The sequence below is a fragment of the Sphaerisporangium krabiense genome, assembly GCF_014200435.1.
Classification (GTDB): Bacteria; Actinomycetota; Actinomycetes; order Streptosporangiales; family Streptosporangiaceae; genus Sphaerisporangium; species Sphaerisporangium krabiense.
Window position 1 is genome coordinate 4,267,172 of record NZ_JACHBR010000001.1, and the last position, 19,418, is coordinate 4,286,589.

The 19,418-nt window shown below is 73.8% G+C and carries 16 protein-coding genes and 2 pseudogenes; 10 read left to right on the plus strand and 8 right to left on the minus strand.

Annotated elements, in window-relative coordinates; genetic code table 11:
• Positions 1–188: 188 nt before the first annotated feature.
• Complete coding sequence (locus BJ981_RS39235; RefSeq protein ID WP_184612634.1) at positions 189–2,042, minus strand: MerR family transcriptional regulator; 1,854 nt, start codon at positions 2,040–2,042, stop codon at positions 189–191.
• A 260-nt stretch (positions 2,043–2,302) separates the two neighbouring features.
• Here BJ981_RS39235 and BJ981_RS18905 point away from each other — a divergent pair.
• Positions 2,303–2,718, plus strand: a pseudogene (locus BJ981_RS18905) (YciI family protein).
• Positions 2,718–3,956: an RNA polymerase sigma factor gene (locus BJ981_RS18910; protein WP_184612636.1), complete on the plus strand. Its 1,239-nt coding sequence runs from the start codon at positions 2,718–2,720 to the stop codon at positions 3,954–3,956. The pseudogene BJ981_RS18905 and the gene BJ981_RS18910 overlap by 1 nt, the downstream one beginning before the upstream one ends.
• 25 nt (positions 3,957–3,981) lie before the next feature.
• On the opposite strand, the gene BJ981_RS18915 is transcribed toward BJ981_RS18910, so the two are convergent.
• A complete protein-coding gene (locus BJ981_RS18915) occupies positions 3,982–4,188 on the minus strand; it encodes a hypothetical protein (protein ID WP_184612637.1) in 207 nt (68 codons plus the stop codon).
• A 74-nt stretch (positions 4,189–4,262) separates the two neighbouring features.
• Here BJ981_RS18915 and BJ981_RS18920 point away from each other — a divergent pair, with 74 nt between their 5' ends.
• Complete coding sequence (locus tag BJ981_RS18920; RefSeq protein ID WP_184612638.1) at positions 4,263–5,144, plus strand: sulfotransferase family protein; 882 nt, start codon at positions 4,263–4,265, stop codon at positions 5,142–5,144.
• Positions 5,141–6,313 carry a glycosyltransferase family 4 protein gene (locus tag BJ981_RS18925; RefSeq protein WP_184612639.1) on the plus strand — a complete coding sequence of 391 codons (1,173 nt, stop codon included), beginning with the start codon at positions 5,141–5,143 and terminating at the stop codon, positions 6,311–6,313. The genes BJ981_RS18920 and BJ981_RS18925 overlap by 4 nt, the downstream gene beginning before the upstream one ends.
• A 3-nt stretch (positions 6,314–6,316) precedes the next feature.
• Here the strand turns inward: BJ981_RS18925 and BJ981_RS18930 are convergent, their stop codons facing one another.
• Positions 6,317–7,495 carry an acyltransferase family protein gene (locus tag BJ981_RS18930; RefSeq protein WP_184612640.1) on the minus strand — a complete coding sequence of 393 codons (1,179 nt, stop codon included), beginning with the start codon at positions 7,493–7,495 and terminating at the stop codon, positions 6,317–6,319.
• Between the two features lie 174 nt (positions 7,496–7,669).
• On the opposite strand from BJ981_RS18930, the gene BJ981_RS18935 reads away from it, so the two are divergent.
• Together BJ981_RS18935 and BJ981_RS18940 are read left to right on the plus strand one after the other, a co-directional pair.
• Entirely contained in the window at positions 7,670–8,251 is a 582-nt protein-coding gene (locus tag BJ981_RS18935; protein WP_239139225.1) for an MFS transporter, read from the plus strand.
• 98 nt (positions 8,252–8,349) lie between these two features.
• Positions 8,350–8,907, plus strand: coding sequence for a copper resistance CopC family protein (locus tag BJ981_RS18940; RefSeq protein WP_184612641.1), 558 nt, complete (start codon positions 8,350–8,352; stop codon positions 8,905–8,907).
• Positions 8,908–8,926: 19 nt separating this feature from the next.
• Here BJ981_RS18940 and BJ981_RS18945 read toward each other — a convergent pair whose 3' ends face one another.
• Together BJ981_RS18945 and BJ981_RS18950 are read right to left on the minus strand one after the other, a co-directional pair.
• Positions 8,927–10,174, minus strand: coding sequence for a M64 family metallopeptidase (locus BJ981_RS18945; protein WP_184612642.1), 1,248 nt, complete (start codon positions 10,172–10,174; stop codon positions 8,927–8,929).
• Between the two features lie 224 nt (positions 10,175–10,398).
• The gene (locus tag BJ981_RS18950; protein WP_204070243.1) at positions 10,399–11,778 is read right to left on the minus strand and encodes a helix-turn-helix domain-containing protein; all 1,380 of its coding nucleotides are present in this window, start codon (positions 11,776–11,778) and stop codon (positions 10,399–10,401) included.
• Positions 11,779–12,028: 250 nt separating this feature from the next.
• Between BJ981_RS18950 and BJ981_RS18955 the strand changes: the two genes are divergently transcribed.
• Both BJ981_RS18955 and BJ981_RS18960 read left to right on the plus strand, forming a co-directional pair.
• Positions 12,029–12,976 carry a hypothetical protein gene (locus tag BJ981_RS18955; RefSeq protein ID WP_184612644.1) on the plus strand — a complete coding sequence of 316 codons (948 nt, stop codon included), beginning with the start codon at positions 12,029–12,031 and terminating at the stop codon, positions 12,974–12,976.
• 334 nt (positions 12,977–13,310) lie between these two features.
• Positions 13,311–14,270, plus strand: a complete 960-nt coding sequence (locus BJ981_RS18960; protein WP_184612645.1) for a small ribosomal subunit Rsm22 family protein — start codon at positions 13,311–13,313, stop codon at positions 14,268–14,270.
• Between the two features lie 66 nt (positions 14,271–14,336).
• Here BJ981_RS18960 and BJ981_RS18965 read toward each other — a convergent pair whose 3' ends face one another.
• Positions 14,337–15,236, minus strand: coding sequence for a polyprenol monophosphomannose synthase (locus BJ981_RS18965; RefSeq protein ID WP_184612646.1), 900 nt, complete (start codon positions 15,234–15,236; stop codon positions 14,337–14,339).
• 167 nt (positions 15,237–15,403) lie between these two features.
• Between BJ981_RS18965 and BJ981_RS18970 the strand changes: the two genes are divergently transcribed.
• Positions 15,404–15,979, plus strand: coding sequence for a hypothetical protein (locus tag BJ981_RS18970; RefSeq protein WP_184612647.1), 576 nt, complete (start codon positions 15,404–15,406; stop codon positions 15,977–15,979).
• A gap of 174 nt (positions 15,980–16,153) precedes the next feature.
• On the opposite strand, the gene BJ981_RS18975 is transcribed toward BJ981_RS18970, so the two are convergent.
• Both BJ981_RS18975 and BJ981_RS18980 read right to left on the minus strand, forming a co-directional pair.
• Positions 16,154–17,362, minus strand: a complete 1,209-nt coding sequence (locus BJ981_RS18975; RefSeq protein ID WP_184612648.1) for a sensor histidine kinase — start codon at positions 17,360–17,362, stop codon at positions 16,154–16,156.
• Between the two features lie 157 nt (positions 17,363–17,519).
• Positions 17,520–18,167 (minus strand): annotated as a pseudogene (locus BJ981_RS18980) (response regulator transcription factor); the annotation flags it as partial.
• Between the two features lie 175 nt (positions 18,168–18,342).
• Between BJ981_RS18980 and BJ981_RS18985 the strand changes: the two are divergent.
• Entirely contained in the window at positions 18,343–19,416 is a 1,074-nt protein-coding gene (locus tag BJ981_RS18985; RefSeq protein ID WP_184612650.1) for a peptidoglycan-binding protein, read from the plus strand.
• Positions 19,417–19,418 lie beyond the last annotated feature (2 nt).

The window sequence follows — 19,418 nt, forward strand, 5'->3', positions numbered from 1 at the left end:
GGGAAGGTGCGGGGGGCCCATCACGCGGAGCGGGAGCGGGATCCGTCCTCCGCGAGACGTAAGGGTTCGCTGCGATGTTTCGTGCTGCTTTACTGAAGTTGCATCGCCTGTAGCACGGAAGTTAAAGCTATGCCCGAGTGGGGGTCAACACTCGAAATTTCAGTCCTTCGCCCCGAAATTTCGCAGTCTCACCCTGAGCCCGTGATGCCGGCGATGCCGCGGCGGAGCACGGCCACCGCCTCCTCCAGGCGTCCCTGGCCGGCGAGCAGCTCGCCGTACACGCGGCAGGAGACGACCAGCTCCCGGTTCAGCCCGGCCCTGCCGCACCGCTCGACCGCGTCGGCCAGCAGTTCCTCCGCCGTCTCCGCGTCGCCCTCCTGGGCCGTGATCTGCGCGAGCAGCCGGTGCGCCGTCGCGACGGTCTCCTGGTACCCGACCGCCTGGGCGAGCGAGGCGGCCTCCCGGCACATCGCGGCCGCCTCATCGGTCCGGCCCTGCAGCGTCAGGACATCGGCCAGCACCACCGTCGCGCCTGAGTAGCCGTGCGCCGACCCGGCCAGGTCGAAGATCTCGCGGGACCGGACGAGCTCCTCGCGCGCCTCCTCCAGCCGACCCTGCGGCATGAGGACGTATCCGCGTCCCCAGTGGCATTGCGCGATCTCGAACCGCATGCCGAGCTCTCCGAAGATGTCCAGCGCCTCGGTCAGCGCGCGCTCGGCCTCCCGTGCCTCGCCCCGCACCTCCCATACCTGGGCCGCCTGCATGAGAAAGTTCGCGACGGCCTCCCTGTCGCTCGCGTGCGGAAGCAGCGCGGCCCCCTCGTTCACGAGCCGCCAGGCACGTTCCAGCGCACCAAGCTCCATCGACGGGTGGATCAACGCGGTGAGCAGCCACAACTCGGCGTCTGGACAGGAGGCGCCGGTGGCGCGCAGCGCGCCGAGCGCGGACTCCGCCTCAGCCACCGCGGCGCCGAGCCTGCCCGAGACGAACAGGCACGCGGCGATGCGGGCCCGCACGCGCGCACCCAGGACCCCGGCGTCGTCCAGCACGCCGCCATCGTGCGACTCGGCCGCCCGCCGCAGCACCACCAGCGCGCCGGAGACGTCGCTCGCGCGCAGCAGCGCCTCCCCCTGGCAGAACCGCGCGTAACACACCAAGCCGGGTAGTCGGTAGCGTTCGGCCCTGGTCTCGGCCTCGGCGGCCATCGCCATCGCCTGGGCATGATCGCCCTGCCAGGACCGGCGCCGGGCCTCCTCGAGCTGTGCCCGCAGCGCCTCGGCGGCCCCCGGAGGACGGCCGAACCGCAGCTCGTCCTGCCCGATCCCGAGGCGCTCGGCCAGGTAGGCCAGCAGGTCCGCCGTCGCCGACCTGGTCCCGGCCTCGACGGCCGCGAGCAGGGCCCGGCTGTAACGCTCCCCGGCCAGCTCACGCTGGGTCATGCCCCGGGCGGTCCGCAGGTCGCGGACCCGGGCGCCGATCTCGGCCCGATCCGTCCCCGCGGCGGCCTCCTGGACGGGCATCGGCGGTGGGGGAGGGAACGGCGCCGCCGGGACGGGGGACGGGGGCGGCGGGGCAGGGGACGACCTCGGCCGGGCGGGGGACGGCGCGGGCGGGGCCGGCAGGGACTCCAGCAGGGCGTGCGCGGCGGCCAGGTCGCCGATCGCGGCGCTGATCCGGTCCCGCTCGTCTTCCAACGCCGACACCAGCTCCGCGGGCAGCGCGGGCGAAGGCGCGGCCGGTGAGGAGGGCGTCGGCGCGGCGGGCGTGCCGGGGCCGGCGGGCGGCGCGGCAGGCGTCCGCTGCTCCTCGGGGCTTCGTGGTGGTTCGTGCTGATCCAGGAGCCGGACGATCCGCGCGATCATCGGGGTGCCGACGCCGGCGGCCAGCAGCGTCCTGATCCGGCGCACCCTGCTCACGTCGCGCTCGCCGTACTCGCGGTAGCCGCTCGGGCGGCGGGCCGGTTCGAGGAGGCCCTGCTCCTCGTAGTAGCGCAGCGCCCGCTCGCTGACCCCGGTCCGCCGGGACAGCTCCCCGATGCGCATGCGCCCTCCAAGTTTGACGTCGACGTAAGAGTTGAGAATAGTGCCCGGTCCGCCGGGCCGGAAGGCACCGGTGACGCGCGTCCGTGCGGCGAGACGGACGCGGCTGATCGACGACATCATCGGGACGGGCGAGACGCGGTCGCAGGGATCGGCGGCGTCGCGGCGAGAGAATTCTCCGGGGCCGTGTCGATCCGCGGGTCGCTCGTTCGACGTGTGGGTGCGAGGGCCGAGAGGCGGCCCCGCCGGACGAGGAGAACGCGATGGCGAAGTACCTGCTGATCATGCGGGGCACCGACGAGTCGAACGCGGCCATGATGGCCGACATCGACGAGATGATGGCCACGACCCGCCGTTTCATCGAGGAGATGGTCAAGGCCGGCGTTCTCCTGGCGGCGGAAGGGCTGGACGATCCGGCCCAGGGCGTCGTGGTGGACTTCGGCGGCGAGGTCCCGGTGGTCACGGACGGGCCCTACGGCGAGACCAAGGAACTGTTCGGGGGCTTCTTCCTGCTGGAGGTCGCCTCGAAGCAGGAGGCGGTCGAGTGGGCCAAGCGGGTCCCGGCGGCCCCCGGGGCCAAGGTCGAGGTCCGGCGGGTGCCCGGGAGCGACGAGGTCCCGCAGGCCGGCGAGTGATCATCAAGGGCCGGGCCGGTCGCGAGAGCGACGGCCGGATCTGATGGGCGCGGCCGATGTGGAGGCCGTCTGGCGGATCGAGTCGGCGCGGATCGTCGCCGCGCTGACCCGGTTCACCGGCGATTTCGGGCTGGCGGAGGACGCGGCCCAGGAGGCGGTGGCCGAGGCGCTGGTGTCGTGGCCGATCGCCTCTCCGGCGAATCCGGCCGGTTGGCTGATGGCCACGGCCCGGCGTCGGGCGATCGACGCGATCCGCCGCCGGACCGCGCTCCAGGACCGGTACGCCCTGCTGGCGGCCGACCTGGCGGCAGACTCGGCGGCCGGCCCGGCGCTCGACGAAGAGATCGATTTCGACAGGATCGATGACGATGTGCTGGCGCTGATGTTCGTCAGCTGTCACCCTGTGCTCTCCCCCGAGGCCCGGGTGGCGCTGACCCTGCGCGTGGTCGGCGGCCTGTCCAGCGAGGAGATCGCCCGCGCGTTCTGCGTACCCGTGCCGACCGTGCAGGCCCGCATCACCCGGGGCAAGAAGACGATCGCGGCGGCCGGGGTGCCGTTCGAGCTGCCGCCGGCCGCCGAGCGCCGGGAGCGGCTGGGCGACGTGCTCAGCGTCCTCTACGTGATCTTCACCGAGGGGTCGACGGCCACCTCCGGCGACCGGCTGCTGCGCCCCGACGTCGCCTACGAGGCGATCCGGCTGGCCCGCACGCTTGCCGCGCTGCAGCCGCGGGAGCCGGAGGTGCACGGCCTGCTGGCGTTGTTCGAGCTGACGGCCGCGCGTTTCCCGGCCAGGACCGGCCCCGACGGTTCGCCGGTCCTGCTGGACGAGCAGGACCGGCGGCTGTGGGACTTCTCGGCGATCCGCCGCGGGCTGGCCGCGCTGGCCAAGGCGTCGGCGCGCGGCCTCGGCCCCTACGGCCTTCAGGCCGCGATCGCCGCCACCCACGCGGCGGCGCCCTCGGTCGAGGCGACCGACTGGGACCGGATCGTGGTGCTCTACGAGGCGCTCGGCCGGGTCGCGCCCTCGCCGGTGGTCGAGCTCAACCGGGCCGTCGCCGTCGCCATGGCCTCCGGCCCGGCGCGAGGCCTGGCCATCGTGGACGAGCTGATCGCCTCGAACCGGCTCCCCGGTTCGCATCTGATCCCGACCGTACGCGGTGAGCTGCTGGCCCGACTCGGACGGCACCCGGAAGCGCGCGCCGAGCTGGAGCTGGCGGCCCGGCTGTGCGCCAACCAGCGCGAACGCTCAGTGCTGCTGCGCAAGGCGGCCACGCTGACCTGACGTCCCCGGCTCGGCCGGCCGGGACTCACGCCGGGTTCTCGCCGCCGATGTCCTCTCTGAAGCCGAGGTATTCGTCCATGACATCGCCGGACCACTGGTTGTGGCCCGATTCGAGCACGTGGCCGAGTTCATGCGTGACGGCGGCGTCGCGGGCGAAGGTGGTGGGTGCGTACCGTCGTTCATGTCGGCCGACCCTGCAGAGGGGCGGCCGAGAATAATCCATGGCGATCATTTTGATTCACTCCTCATTCATTATTGGATCACCTCTCATATTTTTGCCAGGAACGCTGGCTAACCTCCCTCTGCATGACATGGCAGGGCAAGTTGCACAACGCGTTCGGTAGATATACCGGATTTCAGATAAAGCGAGTAGGAAATGCGGGACGCGTCGCGGAGAAGGCCGCTCCAGCCCCCGACGATCTGGTGCGCCCGCCCGCCGACCCCGCCGCCGACCGGCTGCTGACCGCGCCCGTCTTCGTCATGTCCCCGGTGCGATCCGGCTCGACGCTGCTGCGCGCGATGCTGAACGCGCACCCGGCCCTGCACGCCCCCCACGAGCTGCACGTCCGCAGGCTGACCGTCGGGTTCGGCACGGCCCTTGCCGAGAAGGCCATGGCCGAGCTCGGGCACAACCAGGCCGACCTGGAACACCTGCTGTGGGACCGGGTGCTGCACCGCGAGCTGGTGCGCAGCGGGAAGCGCCACATCGTCGACAAGACCCCCGCCAACGCCTTCGCCTACAAGCGCATCGCCGCCTGCTGGCCGGACGCCCGGTTCGTCTTCCTGCTGCGCCACCCGGCGTCGATCGCGACCTCCTGGTTCGAGGCCGGCGCGGGCAGGCGCACGCACGAGGAGGCCGCCGCCGACGCGCTGCGCTACATGAAGGCGGTGCAGCGGGCCAGGGCGGCGCTGCCCGGCCCGACCGTCCGTTACGAGGACCTGACCGCCGACCCCGAGAAGGAGACCCGCGCCCTCTGCGCCTTCCTCGACCTGCCCTGGGAGCCCGCGATGCTCGCGTACGGCAGCCCCGACGTGGTGGTCAAGGGCCTCGGGGACTGGAAGGACAAGATCCGTTCCGGCAGCGTGCAGCCCGGCAGGGACCTGCCCCGCCCCGAGGACGTCCCCGAGATCCTGCGGCCGATGTGCGAGACCTGGGGCTACCTGCCCGGGACGGCGGCCTCCGCGTGAAGATCCGCTACATGCTCCTGCACGCCTACGGCATGGGAGGGACCATACGGACGGTGATCAGCCAGGCGAACGCGATGGCGTCCCTCGGCCACGAGGCCGAGATCGTCAGCGTCGTGCGCCGCCGCGACGAGCCCCAGTTCGCGATCGACCCGCGCGTGTCCCTGACCACGCTGGCCGACCAGCGCGACGGCGTCCCCGAGGACGGCCTGGGCCGCCGCGCGTGGCGCAGGATCCGCGGCAAGATCGTCCCGCACGGGGAGTTCGCCGCGCGCTACTTCACCGAGGCCGTCGAGCGGGCCGCCATCGGCTACGTCGCCTCCCTGCGCGACGGCGTCCTCGTCACCACCCGCCCGGCGCTCAACCTCATCGCCGCGCGGCGCGGCCACAAGAGCGTCGTCCGCGTGGCGCAGGAGCACATGAGCCTGGACGCCTACCGCGAGGGCGTGCGCCACGACATCGCCAGGTACTACGGCGCCTTCGACGCGATCGCCGTCCTGACCAGGACCAACCTGCGCGAGTTCCGCCGGCTGTTCCCCCGCGGGCCCATCATGAGGATCCCGAACGCGGTCGAGGCCGGGGACGGCAGGCACTCCAGCGGGCGCAACCCCGTCGTGGCCGCCGCGGGCAGGCTCGTCGCGCAGAAGGGGTTCGACATGCTGATCCCGGCGTTCGCCCAGGTGGCGCGGCGGCACCCGGAGTGGCGGCTGCGCGTGTTCGGCACCGGGCCGAAGAAGGCCGCGCTCGCCGCGCTGATCGAGGAGCACGGCCTCGGCGACCACGTCACGCTGATGGGCCGCAGCACCACCTTGCAGGACGAGCTGGCCGACGCGTCCGTCTACGCGCTCAGCTCGCGCTTCGAGGGCCTGCCGATGGTGATGATCGAGGCGATGACGCACGCGCTGCCGGTCGTGGCCTTCGACTGCCCGACCGGCCCCGCCGACGTCCTCACCCACGGCAGGGACGGCCTGCTCGTCCCGCCCGGCGACGTCGACGCGCTGGCCGCCGCGCTGGACCGGCTCGTCGCCGACCGCGACCTGCGGGTTCGCATGGGCGCGGCCGCCGCGGCCACGGCCGCCGACTACGCGCCCGAGGTCGTCATGCCGCTCTGGGAGCACCTGTTCGAGGAACTGCTCGCCGGCGCCCCCGTCGGCGGCTCGCGCTGGGCGTGACGCTCACCCTTTCACCGGGACGCGGGGGGCGGCGGCCGGTACGCGCCGGGTCGCGAGGCGGCGTCCGAGGTTCTGCATCGGCCTTTCGACGTACCGGTAGGACAGGGCGCTGACGGCCAGGATCAGCGTCAGGAAGGCCACGGCGGCGAGGATCTGCGCGGACGGCGGCGCCCAGCGCAGGTCCCCGGTGATCTGGACGCCCAGCTTCAGCAGCGGGTGATGGACCAGGTAGAGCGAGTAGCTGACCAGGCCCAGCCAGAGCAGCGCCCGGGGCATCCGCCGGCCGCGCAGCGCCATCGCCCCCGCGAACGTCGCCCCGGCCAGCGCCACGGTGGTGAGCCACACCTGCGGGCGCACCCACCACCAGCCGCCCTGGATCGCCCATATCGGGGCGACCGCCACCAGCGCCGCCGTCACCGCCACCGGCCACAGGCGTCCGGCGCCCTGCTCCCACCGGCGGATCGCGGTCCCGGCGAACATGACCGCGAGGATCGCCAGGCCCAGCCAGGGGACCCTGCTGCCCGCCGCGACCAGCACCAGCGCCATGGCCCCCAGCGCGCACGCCGCCGCCGTGCGGAACCGGCCGGCGAGCAGGCACGCCATCCCCGCGAGGAAGACCCCGCACGACGCCCACGCGACCCACGCGCCCGTCAGGAGCGCCGCGCCGACCAGCAGCCCCTCCACGACGGCCGCCATGCCGAACGCCACGGCCGGCACCCAGGCGCGGGTGTGCGTTCCTGTCGTGAACAACGCGGTCACCAGCAGGTAGAACACCATTTCGTACGACAGCGTCCACATCGTGTCGGTGACGCCGCCGACGCCGACCACGTCCAGCAGCATCGTCGCGTGCGCGGCCACCGCGGACGGGTCGCGCGGCACCGCGTCCCGGATCGCGACCCACGGGCTCAGCGCCAGTACGAACGCGGCGACCGCCAGGTAGAGCGGGTAGAGGCGGAACGCGCGGCCGATCCAGAACGCGCGGACGTCGCCGTGCCGTTCCAGCGACGTCGGGATGATGTACCCGCTGACCAGGAAGAAGACCAGGACGCCGTAGATGCCCAGGTTGAACCAGTACGGCCGCAGCCAGGGCACCACCCACGGCAGCAGATGCTCTCCCACCACCGCGATCGCGCCGATCCCGCGCAGCGCGTCCAGCCACGCGAGCCGCGAGCGATGGTCCATGGTCGCCCACGGTAGCAACCCGGCCCTCCCCGCATGCCGGGCACCCAGCATGATCTACCACCAGAGGGCGCAGGAGGCCATCTTCCGGTCATCCGGGCACGCCGGTGAGTGCGTGCGCCGGGCCGGTGCGGCTCCGGGGCGGCCGGGACGGGGTGTGAGAACATTCGTTGTGTTATGGAGGCAAGCCTGGCGTTGCGGCTCGCGCGGTCGGCGGTGTTCACGGTCGTCTGCGTAGGGCTTGCCGCCGGGGCACACCGCTTCGCGGGCGCCGACGGCCCCGGGGTGGGGGCGCTGGCCTCCGGCGGGCTCGCCGTCATGGCCGCCACGGCGCTCCTCGCCCGGCGCGAGCGCTCGCCCGCGACCGTGGTCGCCTGGCTGCTGGCCGGGCAGCTCCTTCTGCACAAATGGTTCGGCGCCGCCGTCGTCGCGGCCCCGGTCCACGGGCACGGCATGCCCGTGGCGCACGGGCAGGGGCTCGGCGTGGGCGTCGGCATGCTGCTGGCCCACCTCACGGCCGCGCTCCTCACCGGCTGGTGGCTGGCCCGCGGGGAGTCGGCGCTGTGGTCGCTGCTGCGCGCGGCCGGGGCCCGCGCGGTGCGGCGCCTGGGCGTGCCGCTCGCGCTGCTCCGCCGCGGGACGGCCCCGCCGCCGCGCCCCGTTCCCGTCCGGGACGTCCACGCCGTACGGATCCCGGCCGGCCGGGTCCTGCGGCACTCCCTCGCGCGGCGCGGCCCGCCGCCGGTCACGGTGTTCTGAGCTCTCGTCCCGTTCCGACACCTTCCCGTACGGGCGGCGAACGCGCGTGCCCTGACGGGCACGCGGGTGGCGTGCGTCCGCGCTTGGAGTGCCCTTCCGTGAAATCGTCTTTCTTCCGAACCCTGCTCGTGCTCTGCCTGTCCGGGGTCGTCCTCGGGCTCGCGGCCCCGTCCGCGCTGGCGCACGACAGCCTGAAAAGCAGTTCCCCGGCGAAGAACGCCGTCGTGTCCGGCCTCGACAAGATAGAGCTGGAGTTCAGCGCGCGCGTGAACTTCCCCGCGGTCGTCCTGACCGACGCGAGCGGGAAGCGGTACGAGGCCGGGTCCCCGCGTGCCGAGGGCCCGAAGGTCGTGCAGAACGTCACCGGGCCGCTTCCCTCCGGCGACTACGTCATCGCCTGGAGGGTCGTGTCCTCCGACGGGCACCCGGTGGAGGGGGAGATCCCGTTCAAGGTGAACGCGCCGGGCGGTGCTCCGGCGCCGGCGGCCCCCGTGGTCTCGGCGACCCCCGCCGCCGAGACATCGCAGGGAGCATTCCCGACGTGGATCCTGGTCGTCGCCGTGTTCGTGGTGATCGCGGTGGTCGTGACGTTCCGTACCCGCGCCGGGTCCTCCTCCGGCGCCGCCAAGCCCGGCGCCACGCCGGAGAGGGATTGAGCCGGGCGGCGATACCGGCCTACTTGCGGGACACCTTCCACGTCACGGACTCGGTGAGGGCGTCCGCCCGGTAGGCGGGGTCGCGGACGGACGGGGTGCGGTCGGTGACCACCACGGTCACCTCGCCGCCGTCGCCCTGGCCGTTCACGGTGACGGACGTGCGCCCGGCCCACGGCCTGCGTTCGTGGCCGTCCACGTACCAGCGGATGTCGAGGCCCTCGACGGGGACCGGCCTGATCGACAGCGTGGACTTGCGGGGCACCGGCGCGGCGCCGGGCGTGCGCGCGTCGATCAGGCCGGTCACGTCGTAGAACGATTTGATCATCCTTTCCCGGCCGACCAGGTTGAACTCCCTGCGCAGCGTGCGCATCAGCGAGTCGTCACTGGGCCGGTAGATGCCCTTCTCGGTGTAGAGCGCGCCCTCGAAGGCGCCGATCGCGCCGCCGTCGGGCGTCGGCTCGCCGAGCCAGCGGAACCATTTGGCCTGCTCGGCGGTCATCCGGGCCGCGTCCCTGATCGAGACGTTGGCCTCCGGGCGCTCGGGGCCGGTGTACTCGCTGCCGTCGCCCGGCCGCGAGTAGTACGGGTACTCGTCCGCCAGGTCGCCGAGCGAGTGGCCGAGCTCGTGCGGCAGGATCTCCCCGGCGAGCGGGTGCCCGCCCGAGAACGTGACGAGCTCCTCGTCGGTGTAGCCGGCCCCGCCGTACTTGGCGCTGTTGGCCAGCAGCGCGATCTGGTCGGCGTCCGGGGCCAGCGCCGCGTACGACCGGGCCGCGTCGACGTCCGCGCACAGCAGGCGCTCCAGCCCGTCGCACCAGTAGGCACTGCCCAGCGGGGTGTTCTTGACGACGTCGGCGGTCGGGTCGCCGCTCACGCCCGAGACGGGGGACACGATGTCGACCCGCCACACGTTGAACAGCTTCCGATAGCTCTTGAACGGCTCCCGGGCCGCGAGCAGCTCCCAGTTGGCCTTGACCTGGCCGGCGTAGGAGCCCTGCTCGCCCGCGGTGTAGCCGTCGCCGAGGAAGACCAGGTCGATGCGGTGGTCGCTCGGGCCGTTGACCTCGACCGGCGTCACGGCGCCCGCGGGTCCGGTGGCGCGGGCGTGGGGGCGCGGGGACGGGGGCGTCACCTCGGCACGGGTGATGGTGCCGTCCTCGGCGAACACCTCCATGCGGCGGGTGGGCGGAGTGTCACCGGCGGCGGCCGGGACGGCGAAGCTCACGCTCGCCAGCACGGCGCCCATGAGCAAGGGGAATCGGCGCACTTGTGGTCCTTCACAGCGGCGGGGGGAATGGGGGGATAAGTAGGCGAATAACCACATTTATGTAAGTAGTTAAGCTAGGCTCGCCGCGCATCCGTGACAAGACCCAAAACGCCCTTCTCTCCCCTAACCCGCTCAACCGGCACGCCCGTACGGCAAGGGCGATCCCGCTGGACTCGTCCGTCAAGCGGGGGACCTGCCGGGGCCGATGGCGCCGGCCCGTCCCGTCAGGCGGGGGGAGGCAGCGGGGGGCCGGCCGGGCCGAGGGTGGTGGAACCCGGGGTGCCGAGAGGGCCGAGGCCGGTGCGGTAGACGTCCATGGCCGCCTCGGCGCGGCCCAGGCGGCGCAGCAGGTCGCCGAGAAGCAGGCAGATGTCCGCCAGATCCCCGGCGGCGCCCGAGCGCCGCAGCAGGGCCAGCGCGGCGCCGTAGTGCTCCTCGGCGGCCGCCAGGTCGCCCCGTTCCTCGGCGATCAGCCCGAGCAGCCGCCGCGCCCCGCCCGCGTGGACGGCGCCGCGGTCGGGGTGCAGCTCGCCGAGCAGCCGCCGCAGCAGCCCCTCGGCCTCCTGCGCCCGGCCGCGGCGGCGCAGCACGTCCGCCAGCTCCACCTCGACCTGCGCCGTGTAGAGGGAGGCGCGCTTGGAGGCCAGCATGTCCCGGGCGGTGCGCAGCTCGGCCTCGGCGGACTCCAGGTCGCCGTCCTGGGCGTGGACGTAGCCGCGCATCCAGTGGCAGTGCGCCAGCTCCGTCCGGATCTGCAGCCCCTCGTACAGCTCCGCCGCCTTGGCGAGGGACGTCCGGGCCTCTTCGGTACGCCCCTCCGCGATGAGCGTGCGGGCGACCGTCCTGTGCATGGACGCGACCAGCGCGGGATCGGAGACCTGGGGCGCCAGGCTGAGCGCGAACTCCGCCGCCTGCGCGGCGCGGGCGTGCGCGCCGAGGTCCATGTACGGGGCGATGACGGCCGTGTGCAGCAGCACCAAGGCCTCCGGGTCGCGCAGGCCCGCCGCGTCGAGGCCCGCGATCGCCGTCTCCAGCAGATAGCAGGCGTAGCGCAGCTCGCCGGCGAGGTAGTGCGCGACGGCGCGCCCGCGGACGGCCCTGGCCCGCCGCGGGAGGGGCGCGTCGGACAGCAGCCGTTCGGCGGCCTCGAAGTGGGCGCGGGCGGCGTCGAGGTCGCCGGTCTCCAGCGCGCACTGCCCGAGCCCGAGCGTGGCGGCCACCCGTTCCCCGGCCAGGCCGTGGCGCTCGGCGTCGGCGAGGAGCCGCGCGTAGTCCGCCGCGGCGTCCTCGGCGGCCCCGGTGGCGAGCGTCCGCTGGGCGTCCAGCAGGCTCACGCGGAGGTCGGTGGCGAGGTGGGCGGGACGGCCCGTCAGCAGTTCGTCGCTGGTCACGCCCAGACGTCCGGCCAGGTGCCGCAGCGCGGCCTCCGACGGGCGCACCCGCCCCGCCTCCAGGGTGGACACGTACGCCGCCGTGTAGGCGGGCTCGGCGAGCTGCCGCTGCGTCATTCCCTGAGCCGTACGCAGCCGCTGGACCCGCCGCCCGATCGCCGCGGGCCCGTCGGGCCGTCCGGCGTCCTCCGCGGGCGAGGCTGCGTCGGTCACGGTGCCGTCCTTCCTGGCCGCCGACCGGCCGGGCGTTCGCCGGACGCCCGTTCGCGCCGCACGAGATCGTGAGCGGCAGGGTGTTCTCGTTCCCGTGGCGGTCATCCGGAAGCCACCCTATTCACCCCTTCCGCCCCTCGCCGCCGCCCCCTTCGCCGAGCGCGTTCAAGTCGACTCAATGGGGTGTTCAACCGGCTTAGCAGGGGGCGGAACACGGGCCGGGGAGTCCCTGGACGGGTACCAGAGGGGTGTGGACTTATCTGCCGCGGCGGACGAGCTGTATGGCGGCGCGCCCGAGGAGTTCGTCGAAAGGCGCAGGCGCCTGGCGGCCGAGGCCAAGCGGTCCGGGGACGCCGTCCTGGCCCGGCGGATCGGCGGGCTCCGGCGGCCGACCGTGTCGGCGTGGGCGGTCAACCGGCTGGCCAGGACGGCCCCCGGCGAGCTCGGCCGGCTGCTGGGCCTCGGGGACGAGCTACGGTCGGCGTGGACGTCGGGCGGGCAGGTCGGCGACCTCGACCGGCGGCGCGGCGAACTGGTCGCCCGCCTGCTGCGCACCGCCCGCCGATCGGCGGACGAGGCCGGCCGCCCCCTGCGCGAGCCCGCCCTGCGCGAGGTCGAGGACACCCTGCACGCCGCCACCATGGACCCGGCCGTCGCCGACCAGGTACGCGCCGGCCACCTGTCCCAACCCCAGACCTACGCCGGCTTCGCCCCGGCCGACCCCCTCCCCGAAGCCAAGCGACACGCGCCGGAAGAGCCCCCGAAGCCGGAACGCGAGGCCGAGAAACGCCGGAAGCCGGAACGCGAGGCCGAGAAACGGCGGAAGTCAGAGCGTGAGGCCGAGAAGGCGCGGCGGAAGCGGGAACGGGCCGACGCGGAGCGGCGAGAGCGGGAGCAGGCGGAGGAGGAGCGGCGGCGCAGGCGGGCCGACCTGGTGGCGGCCGCCGAGCGCGAGGCGCGCGACGCCGAGCGGACGGCCGCCGAATGGGAGTCCGAGACCCGCGACGCCCGGCGCGTCCACGAGACCGCCACCACCGAGGTGAACCGCCTCCACGACGAGCTCACCGCCGCCCAGGCCCGCCAGGAAGCCGCCGCCCGGCGCCTGACCACGGCGGAACGCGAACACACCCGGGCCGCCCGCCACGCCGCCGACGCCCGCCACCGCGCCGACTCCCTCCACGAAGACGCCCCCAGGTGAATCACCTGAGCTCCCGGCACGGCCGCCGGCCGAGGACCAGGTTCGGCAGGCCCGTGGCGGCAGGGAGATCGGCGGGAGCGGATGCGTTAGCCTTTCGGCAATGCCGGGTGGGGTGTGGGAGGTAGGTATGGGCCAGGGCAAGGTGACGGCCACCGTCTCGGCGCGGGGGCGCGGCCGCTGAACGAGCCGGTCGGCGCTCCTCGGCGCGAGGCGGTCTCCCTCTCATGACCGTTCCCTCGATGAGGAGCCTTCTTTCGCATGCCCTCACGTCCGCGGGTACCGCCGCGGACCTCACCCGCGCGGACTCCTCCAGGCCGTGTGGTTCGGAGAACCGATGATCACTTTGCCCGATGAGCTCAGGGACGCCCTGGACGACATGATCGGCGGCTACCGCGAGCAGGACCTGGCCCGGTCGGCGGGCCTGCTCACCGCTCGCTACCGGGAGACGGGGCCCGACCCGGCGCTCCGGTCGGAGACCGACGTGGCGGCCTACACCGCCACCCGCATGCCCGCCACGTACGCGGCCGTCACCACGGCGCTCACGCAGGCCGCCGCGGCCATGCCGGAATCACGGCCGGTGAGCCACCTGGACGTCGGAGGCGGCACGGGCGCGGCCGTCTGGGCGGCGAGCGCCGTCTGGCCGTCCCTGCGGCACGTCTCCGTGATCGAGCGCGAGCCGGCCGTCATCGCGGTCGGCCGCCGGCTCGCCGCCGCCTCGGCCCATCCCGGGGTCAAGAACGCCACGTGGCAGCGGTCCGCCATCCGGACCGACCTGACCCCGCCGTCCGCCGACCTCGTCACGATCTCCTACGTGCTTGCGGAGCTGCCGGCCGCCGCGCAGGAGCCGGTCGTGCGGTGGCTGGCCGGGCGGGGCACCACGGTCGCCATCGTGGAACCCGGCACGCCGCAGGGGTACGCCCGCGTTCTCGCGGCCCGCGACCTGCTGGTCGGACTGGGGATGCGGATCGCGGCGCCGTGCCCGCACACGTCCGCCTGCCCGCTCCCGGAGGGCGACTGGTGCCATTTCTCGGCCCGGCTGCCCCGCACGGGGCTGCACCGCCGGTTGAAGGCGGCGGAGCTGGGCCACGAGGACGAGAAGTTCTCCTACGTCGTCGCCACCTCCGCGCCGGTCGCGGCCGCGGAGGGCAGGATCCTCCGGCATCCGCGCACCCGCAAGGGCCTGGTCACGCTGACCCTGTGCGCGGACGAGGTGACCGAGCTGAACGTGTCCAAGCGGCATGGCGACGCCTACCGCGCCGCCAGGGACGCGGCCTGGGGCGACCCCTGGCCGTAGCGCCGCCGCCGGCCCGGGGCCGGCCGCCGGGGTGACGCCTCGGAGGCCGGCCCCGGCACACTCGGCTCAGCGATCGGCGGCCGGAGGCTCGGAAGACGCCGCGGGCTCGGACGGCGAAGGCTCGGACGGCGGGGGCTCGGGGGTGAGGTCCGGCGTGTGGCGCATGAGCTTGAACGGCATGAGCGCCGACTCGAGCTGGACGCCGAGGCTCATCTTGCTGCTCCCGTCGCGCCGCTCCTCGAACCGGATGGGCACCTCGACGATCTTCAGCCCGCGCCTGATCGTGCGGTAGTTCATCTCGACCTGGAAGGCGTACCCGTTGCTCGTCACCCCGGCGACGTCGATCGCGTGCAGGGTCTCGCGCCGCCACAGCTTGAACCCGGCGGTGACGTCCCGCACGCGCATGTGCAGCAGCACGCGGACGTAGAAGTTCGCCCAGGCCGACAGCGCCTTGCGGTGCAGCGACCAGTCCTCGGCGAGCGCGCCTCCGGTGGCGTACCGGCTGCCGATCACGACGTCGGCCTCGGTCGACAGCAGCGTGCCGAGCATCTGCGGGACGGCCTCGGGCGGGTGGGACAGGTCGGCGTCCATCTGGACGACGTAGTCGGCCCCCTGGTCCAGCGCGTGGCCGATGCCGTGGACGTAGGCGCGGCCGAGGCCCTGCTTGCCGGGGCGGTGCAGCACCGACAGGCGGTCGGTCCCGTATTCCTCCTTGGCGAGGCTTTCCGCCAGCTCGCCGGTGCCGTCCGGCGAGTTGTCGTCGACGACGAGCACGCGCAGCGCCGGCAGGGGCAGCGCGAACAGGGCGCCCAGGATCGCGGGGAGGTTGGTGGCCTCGTTGTAGGTGGGCAGCACCACCGTCACGGCCGACGACGCCCATGGCTCGGGCAGGCGTACGGCGTTGGCGGCGCGCGCACCCGTCGCGGTGTCGCCCTCTGATATTGCTCGTGAGTCACGTTGAGTCATGGATTCCGGATTTCTGTTCGGCGGCGTGGAGGACTCACGGGCGGTCCCATCGCGGGGTGGTAGTTCAGGACCAACCGGTACCGGACGAAGCCTATCCGGCTCTCCCTACCGAGTCCTTCCCTCTCGCCTCCCCGGCTTACTTCTCGCTAATCCCCGGCTCCGTAGACATGGTGCTTGTCCGCCAGGCGTCGGGCCTGGGGATCGACGAGGAGGACGAGATGAGGTTCCGGCGGCTTGCCCTGGTGATCGGAGCGGCGCCCGTGCTCGCGGCGGCCGCATGCGGCGCCGCGCAGGAGGGGCCCGGGGTCGCTTCGGCCGGGAAGGGGACGAGCGCGGCGAGCCCGTCGGCGTCGCCGACCGTGTCGAGCGACCCGGTCAAGTTCGCGGAGTGCATGCGCGGGCACGGGATCGACATCTCGGATCCCGAGCCCGGCGGCAAGGTCCAGATCAGGATCAAGTCCGGGGACCGGGGCAAGGTGGAGGCGGCCCAGAAGGAGTGCGGCAAGTACCTGCAAGGGGGAGGGCTGCTGGGCAAGGGGAACGACCCGAAGATGCGGGACGCCGTGCTGAAGTTCGCCGCCTGCATGCGCGAGCACGGCGTGGACATGCCCGACCCCAAGCCCGGCGAGGGCGCCGTGATCAAGATGCCGAAGGGCGCCGACCCGGACGGCAAGGAGTTCAAGGAGGCCCACAAGGCGTGCGAGAAGCTGCTCCCCGGCGCCCCGGGCGGCCCAGGGGAGTGACCTGGGCCGAGCCTCGCCGCGGAGGGCCGGGTGCGCGCTGAGGGGCGCGTATCCGGCCCCGAGCGGGGATCCGCGGACCCGGCCGCGGGCTCGGGCCGTCCTTCCCCGGACCCGCACGTGATCAGCGGTCGCGTGGTGCGGTTCGCGATCCCAGGGGTGTCTCGCGTGCGAGGATCAGCGGGCCTGGAGGAGGGTGCGGGGCGCGGCGGGCAGGCGTACGGTGATCGTCAGGCCGCCCTCGGCGCGCGGCGAGGCCTCGACCGTGCCGCCGTGGGCGTTGACGATGGCGCGGACGATCGACAGGCCGAGGCCGGAGCCCTGGGCGGAGCCGACGCGCTCGCGCAGGCGGTGGAACGGCTCGAACAGGTCGGCGACCTCGTGCCCCGGGATCAGCGGCCCGGTGTTCTCCACACGGATCACGACGTTCCCGCCGTCGGCGGTGACCTCCACCTCGACCCTGCCGTCCTTGACGTTGTACTTCAGCGCGTTCTCCACCAGGTTGAAGACGCAGCGCTCGATCAGCACGGGGTCGCCGCCCGCCGTCGCCGGGCCGAGGCGCTCGGTGACGGTGATCCGCCGGCGCCGGGCGGTCGGCTCCAGCAGCTCGACCACCCCTTGCGCGATGTCCCGGACGTCCACCGGCCTGCGGGCCACCAGCTCGTGCTCGGACCGGGTGAGCAGCAGGAGGCCCTCGATGAGCCGTTCGTGCCGCGCGTTGGTGCTGAGCAGCGCCTTGCCGAGCCGGGTGAGGTCCTCCGAGGCGTCCGGCTCCTCCAGGGCGACCTCCAGCAGGGTCCGGTTGATCGCCAGCGGCGTGCGCAGCTCGTGGGAGGCGTTGAGCGCGAAGCGGCGCTGGGCGTCGAACGCCCGTTGCAGCCGGTCCAGCATCGCGTCGAAGGTGTCGGCCAGCCGTTTGACGTCGTCGTGCGGCCCGGCGAGCGCGATGCGCTCGTGCAACGTGCTCTCCGACAGCCGTTCTGCGGCCTCGGTGACGCGGTGCAGCGGACGCAGCGCGCGGTCGGCGACCATGTAGCCGAGGATGATCGCCAGGATGCCGATCCCGGCCATGATCAGCGCCGAGTTCTGGAGGAGATCCTGGATCACCTGCTGCTTGCCCTGCTCGATCTGCGCGACGTAGTCCTTGCCGATCTGGAAGGCCAGGAACTTCCTGTCCCGCCCCGGGGAGGGCTCCCCCAGCGGGGGCAGGCGGATGACGAACTGCCGGTCCAGCGCGCGGGCCGTCATCAGGTACGTCGTCAGCAGCAGGGCCGTGCCCGCGCCGAAGAACAGGCCGCTGTAGATCAGCGTGAGCCGGGCCCGCAGGCCGGGGCCGCGCCGAAGCGCCCTCACCCCGCGCGGCACCGTGGCGAGCCGTCCCCTCATCGCCGCCCTCCGCCGCGCGGCACCGTGGCCGGCCGTCCCGTCATCGCCGCCCTCCGCTCCGCTGCTCCCGCGCCCCGCTCCCGCCGTGCGGCTCCCGTCCGCCGCCCACGTCCTCCGCGGCGGACCGCGCCGCGTCCCGCGGCTCTGACGGCCGGTCCACCCGGTAACCCACCCCCGGCACGGTCTCGATCACGGCCGCGCCGAGCTTCCTGCGCAGCGTGGTGATCGTGACCCGCAGCGCCCCCGTCCCCGTCTCGGCGTTCTCGTCCCAGGCCCGTGCCACCAGCTCGCGCGGCGCCAGCGTGGCGCCCTCGGCCCGCATCAGCTCGGCCAGCACCGCGAACTCCTTGCGGGTGAGCGCCACGGGCTCCCCGTCCCGCGTGGCCGTGCGCGCCGCCAGGTCCAGCCGGACGCCCGCGCGCTCCAGGACGGCGGGGCGCGCGGGGGCGGTCCTGCGGGCCAGCGCGCGGATCCGCGCGGCCAGCTCGGCGAACGCGAACGGCTTGGTCAGATAGTCGTCGGCCCCGAGGGACAACCCCCGCACCCGGTCGCCGACGCGGGCGGCGGCGGTGAGCATCAGCACCCGGCACGACGCCCCGGCCTCGGCCAGCCCCCGGCACACCTCGTCCCCATGCAGCTCCGGCAGGTCGCGGTCCAGGACGACGACGTCGTACTGCACGTAGCCGAGCCGGTCCACCGCCTCGGCGCCGTCGTAGGCCACGTCCACGGCCATCGCACGGCGCCGCAGCCCGTGGGCGATGGCGTCGGCGAGCTCCCCTTCGTCCTCGACGACGAGCACCCGCATCCCACACCCTTTCCGCGCGTTTCCTCCTGGGGCTGACCAGCGTGGCCCATCGGGCGTTAGGCACCGGTAAGCGCGCCGGGCTTCGCCGTCGCTTATCCGCCGCTAACCGGCGCGGGGCTAGAAAACCGCCTGTGCTGACGGGCGTGGGACCCGTGGCGCGCGGAGGTGACACGTGATGGGAGTTCGGCGCCTGGCCGTCGTGTCGGCCGGGGTGACCGCGGTCCTGGCCGGGGCGGCGACGGCGGCGGTGATGAGCGCGGGCACGGGCACGGCCGAGGCGCCGCCCAAGGCCGCGCCGTCCCGGACGGCCGAGGTCACGCGCGGCGACCTGGTGGACACCACCACGGTCGACGGCGAACTGACCTACACCGGGGAGCGCCGGGTGTACGCCGGCGCGGCGGGCACCGTGACGGCGGTCGCGGAGGACGGCGCGACGATCACCCGCGGCCGTGCCCTGCTGAAGGTGGACCGCAGGCCGCTCGTGCTGATGTACGGCGCGCTGCCGCTCTACCGGCCGCTGTCGATCGGCGTGTCCGACGGGCCGGACGTGCGGCAGCTCGAACGCAACCTGAAGGCGCTCGGGTACGGCGACGACATGACGGTGGACGACGAGTTCACCTACGCCACCAGGCGCGCGGTCCTGGAGTGGCAGGAGGACCGGGGGCTGGTCGAGACAGGGCAGGTGGACGCGGGCCAGGTGGTCTTCCTTCCCGGGCCCGTGCGCGTGTCCGGCGCCGAGGTGGCGGTCGGCGACCCGGTGAACCCGGGCCGTCGGGTCCTGTCGGTGACCTCGACCCGCCGAACCGTGCACGTCGACCTGGACACCGATGACCAGTCCATGGCCAGGAAGGGAGCCCCGGTCACGATCGAGCTGCCGGGAGGCGCCCGGGTCAAGGGCACGATCAGTGAGGTGGGCACGGTGGCCCGGGCCTCGGGCGGCGACGCGGGGCAGGGCGGCGGCGACGCGACCATCGACGTGGAGATCACGCTCCGCTCGGCCGCCAAGGTGGGCCGGCTGGACCAGGCGCCGGTCAGCGTCGGCATGGAGAGCGAGCGCGTCAAGGACGTCCTGTCGGTGCCGGTCGAGGCGCTGCTCGCCCTGTCAGAGGGCGGGTTCGGCGTCGAGGTCGTCGAGGGATCGGGCACGCGGATCATCGCGGTCGAGACCGGCGCGTACGGCGGCGGCAGGGTCGAGGTCTCCGGCGACGGGCTGGCCGCGGGCATGAAGGTCGGGGTGCCGGACCGGTGAGC

Coding starts and splice junctions, on each gene's coding strand:
- BJ981_RS18920 (WP_184612638.1), top strand. CDS start 4,263: ATGACATGGCAGGGCAAGTTGCACAACGCGTTCGGTAGATATACCGGA.
- BJ981_RS39235 (WP_184612634.1), bottom strand. CDS start 2,042: ATGCGCATCGGGGAGCTGTCCCGGCGGACCGGGGTCAGCGAGCGGGCG.
- BJ981_RS18915 (WP_184612637.1), bottom strand. CDS start 4,188: ATGATCGCCATGGATTATTCTCGGCCGCCCCTCTGCAGGGTCGGCCGA.
- BJ981_RS18960 (WP_184612645.1), top strand. CDS start 13,311: ATGATCACTTTGCCCGATGAGCTCAGGGACGCCCTGGACGACATGATC.
- BJ981_RS18910 (WP_184612636.1), top strand. CDS start 2,718: ATGGGCGCGGCCGATGTGGAGGCCGTCTGGCGGATCGAGTCGGCGCGG.
- BJ981_RS18935 (WP_239139225.1), top strand. CDS start 7,670: ATGGAGGCAAGCCTGGCGTTGCGGCTCGCGCGGTCGGCGGTGTTCACG.
- BJ981_RS18985 (WP_184612650.1), top strand. CDS start 18,343: ATGGGAGTTCGGCGCCTGGCCGTCGTGTCGGCCGGGGTGACCGCGGTC.
- BJ981_RS18965 (WP_184612646.1), bottom strand. CDS start 15,236: ATGACTCAACGTGACTCACGAGCAATATCAGAGGGCGACACCGCGACG.
- BJ981_RS18975 (WP_184612648.1), bottom strand. CDS start 17,362: ATGAGGGGACGGCTCGCCACGGTGCCGCGCGGGGTGAGGGCGCTTCGG.
- BJ981_RS18930 (WP_184612640.1), bottom strand. CDS start 7,495: ATGGACCATCGCTCGCGGCTCGCGTGGCTGGACGCGCTGCGCGGGATC.
- BJ981_RS18970 (WP_184612647.1), top strand. CDS start 15,404: ATGGTGCTTGTCCGCCAGGCGTCGGGCCTGGGGATCGACGAGGAGGAC.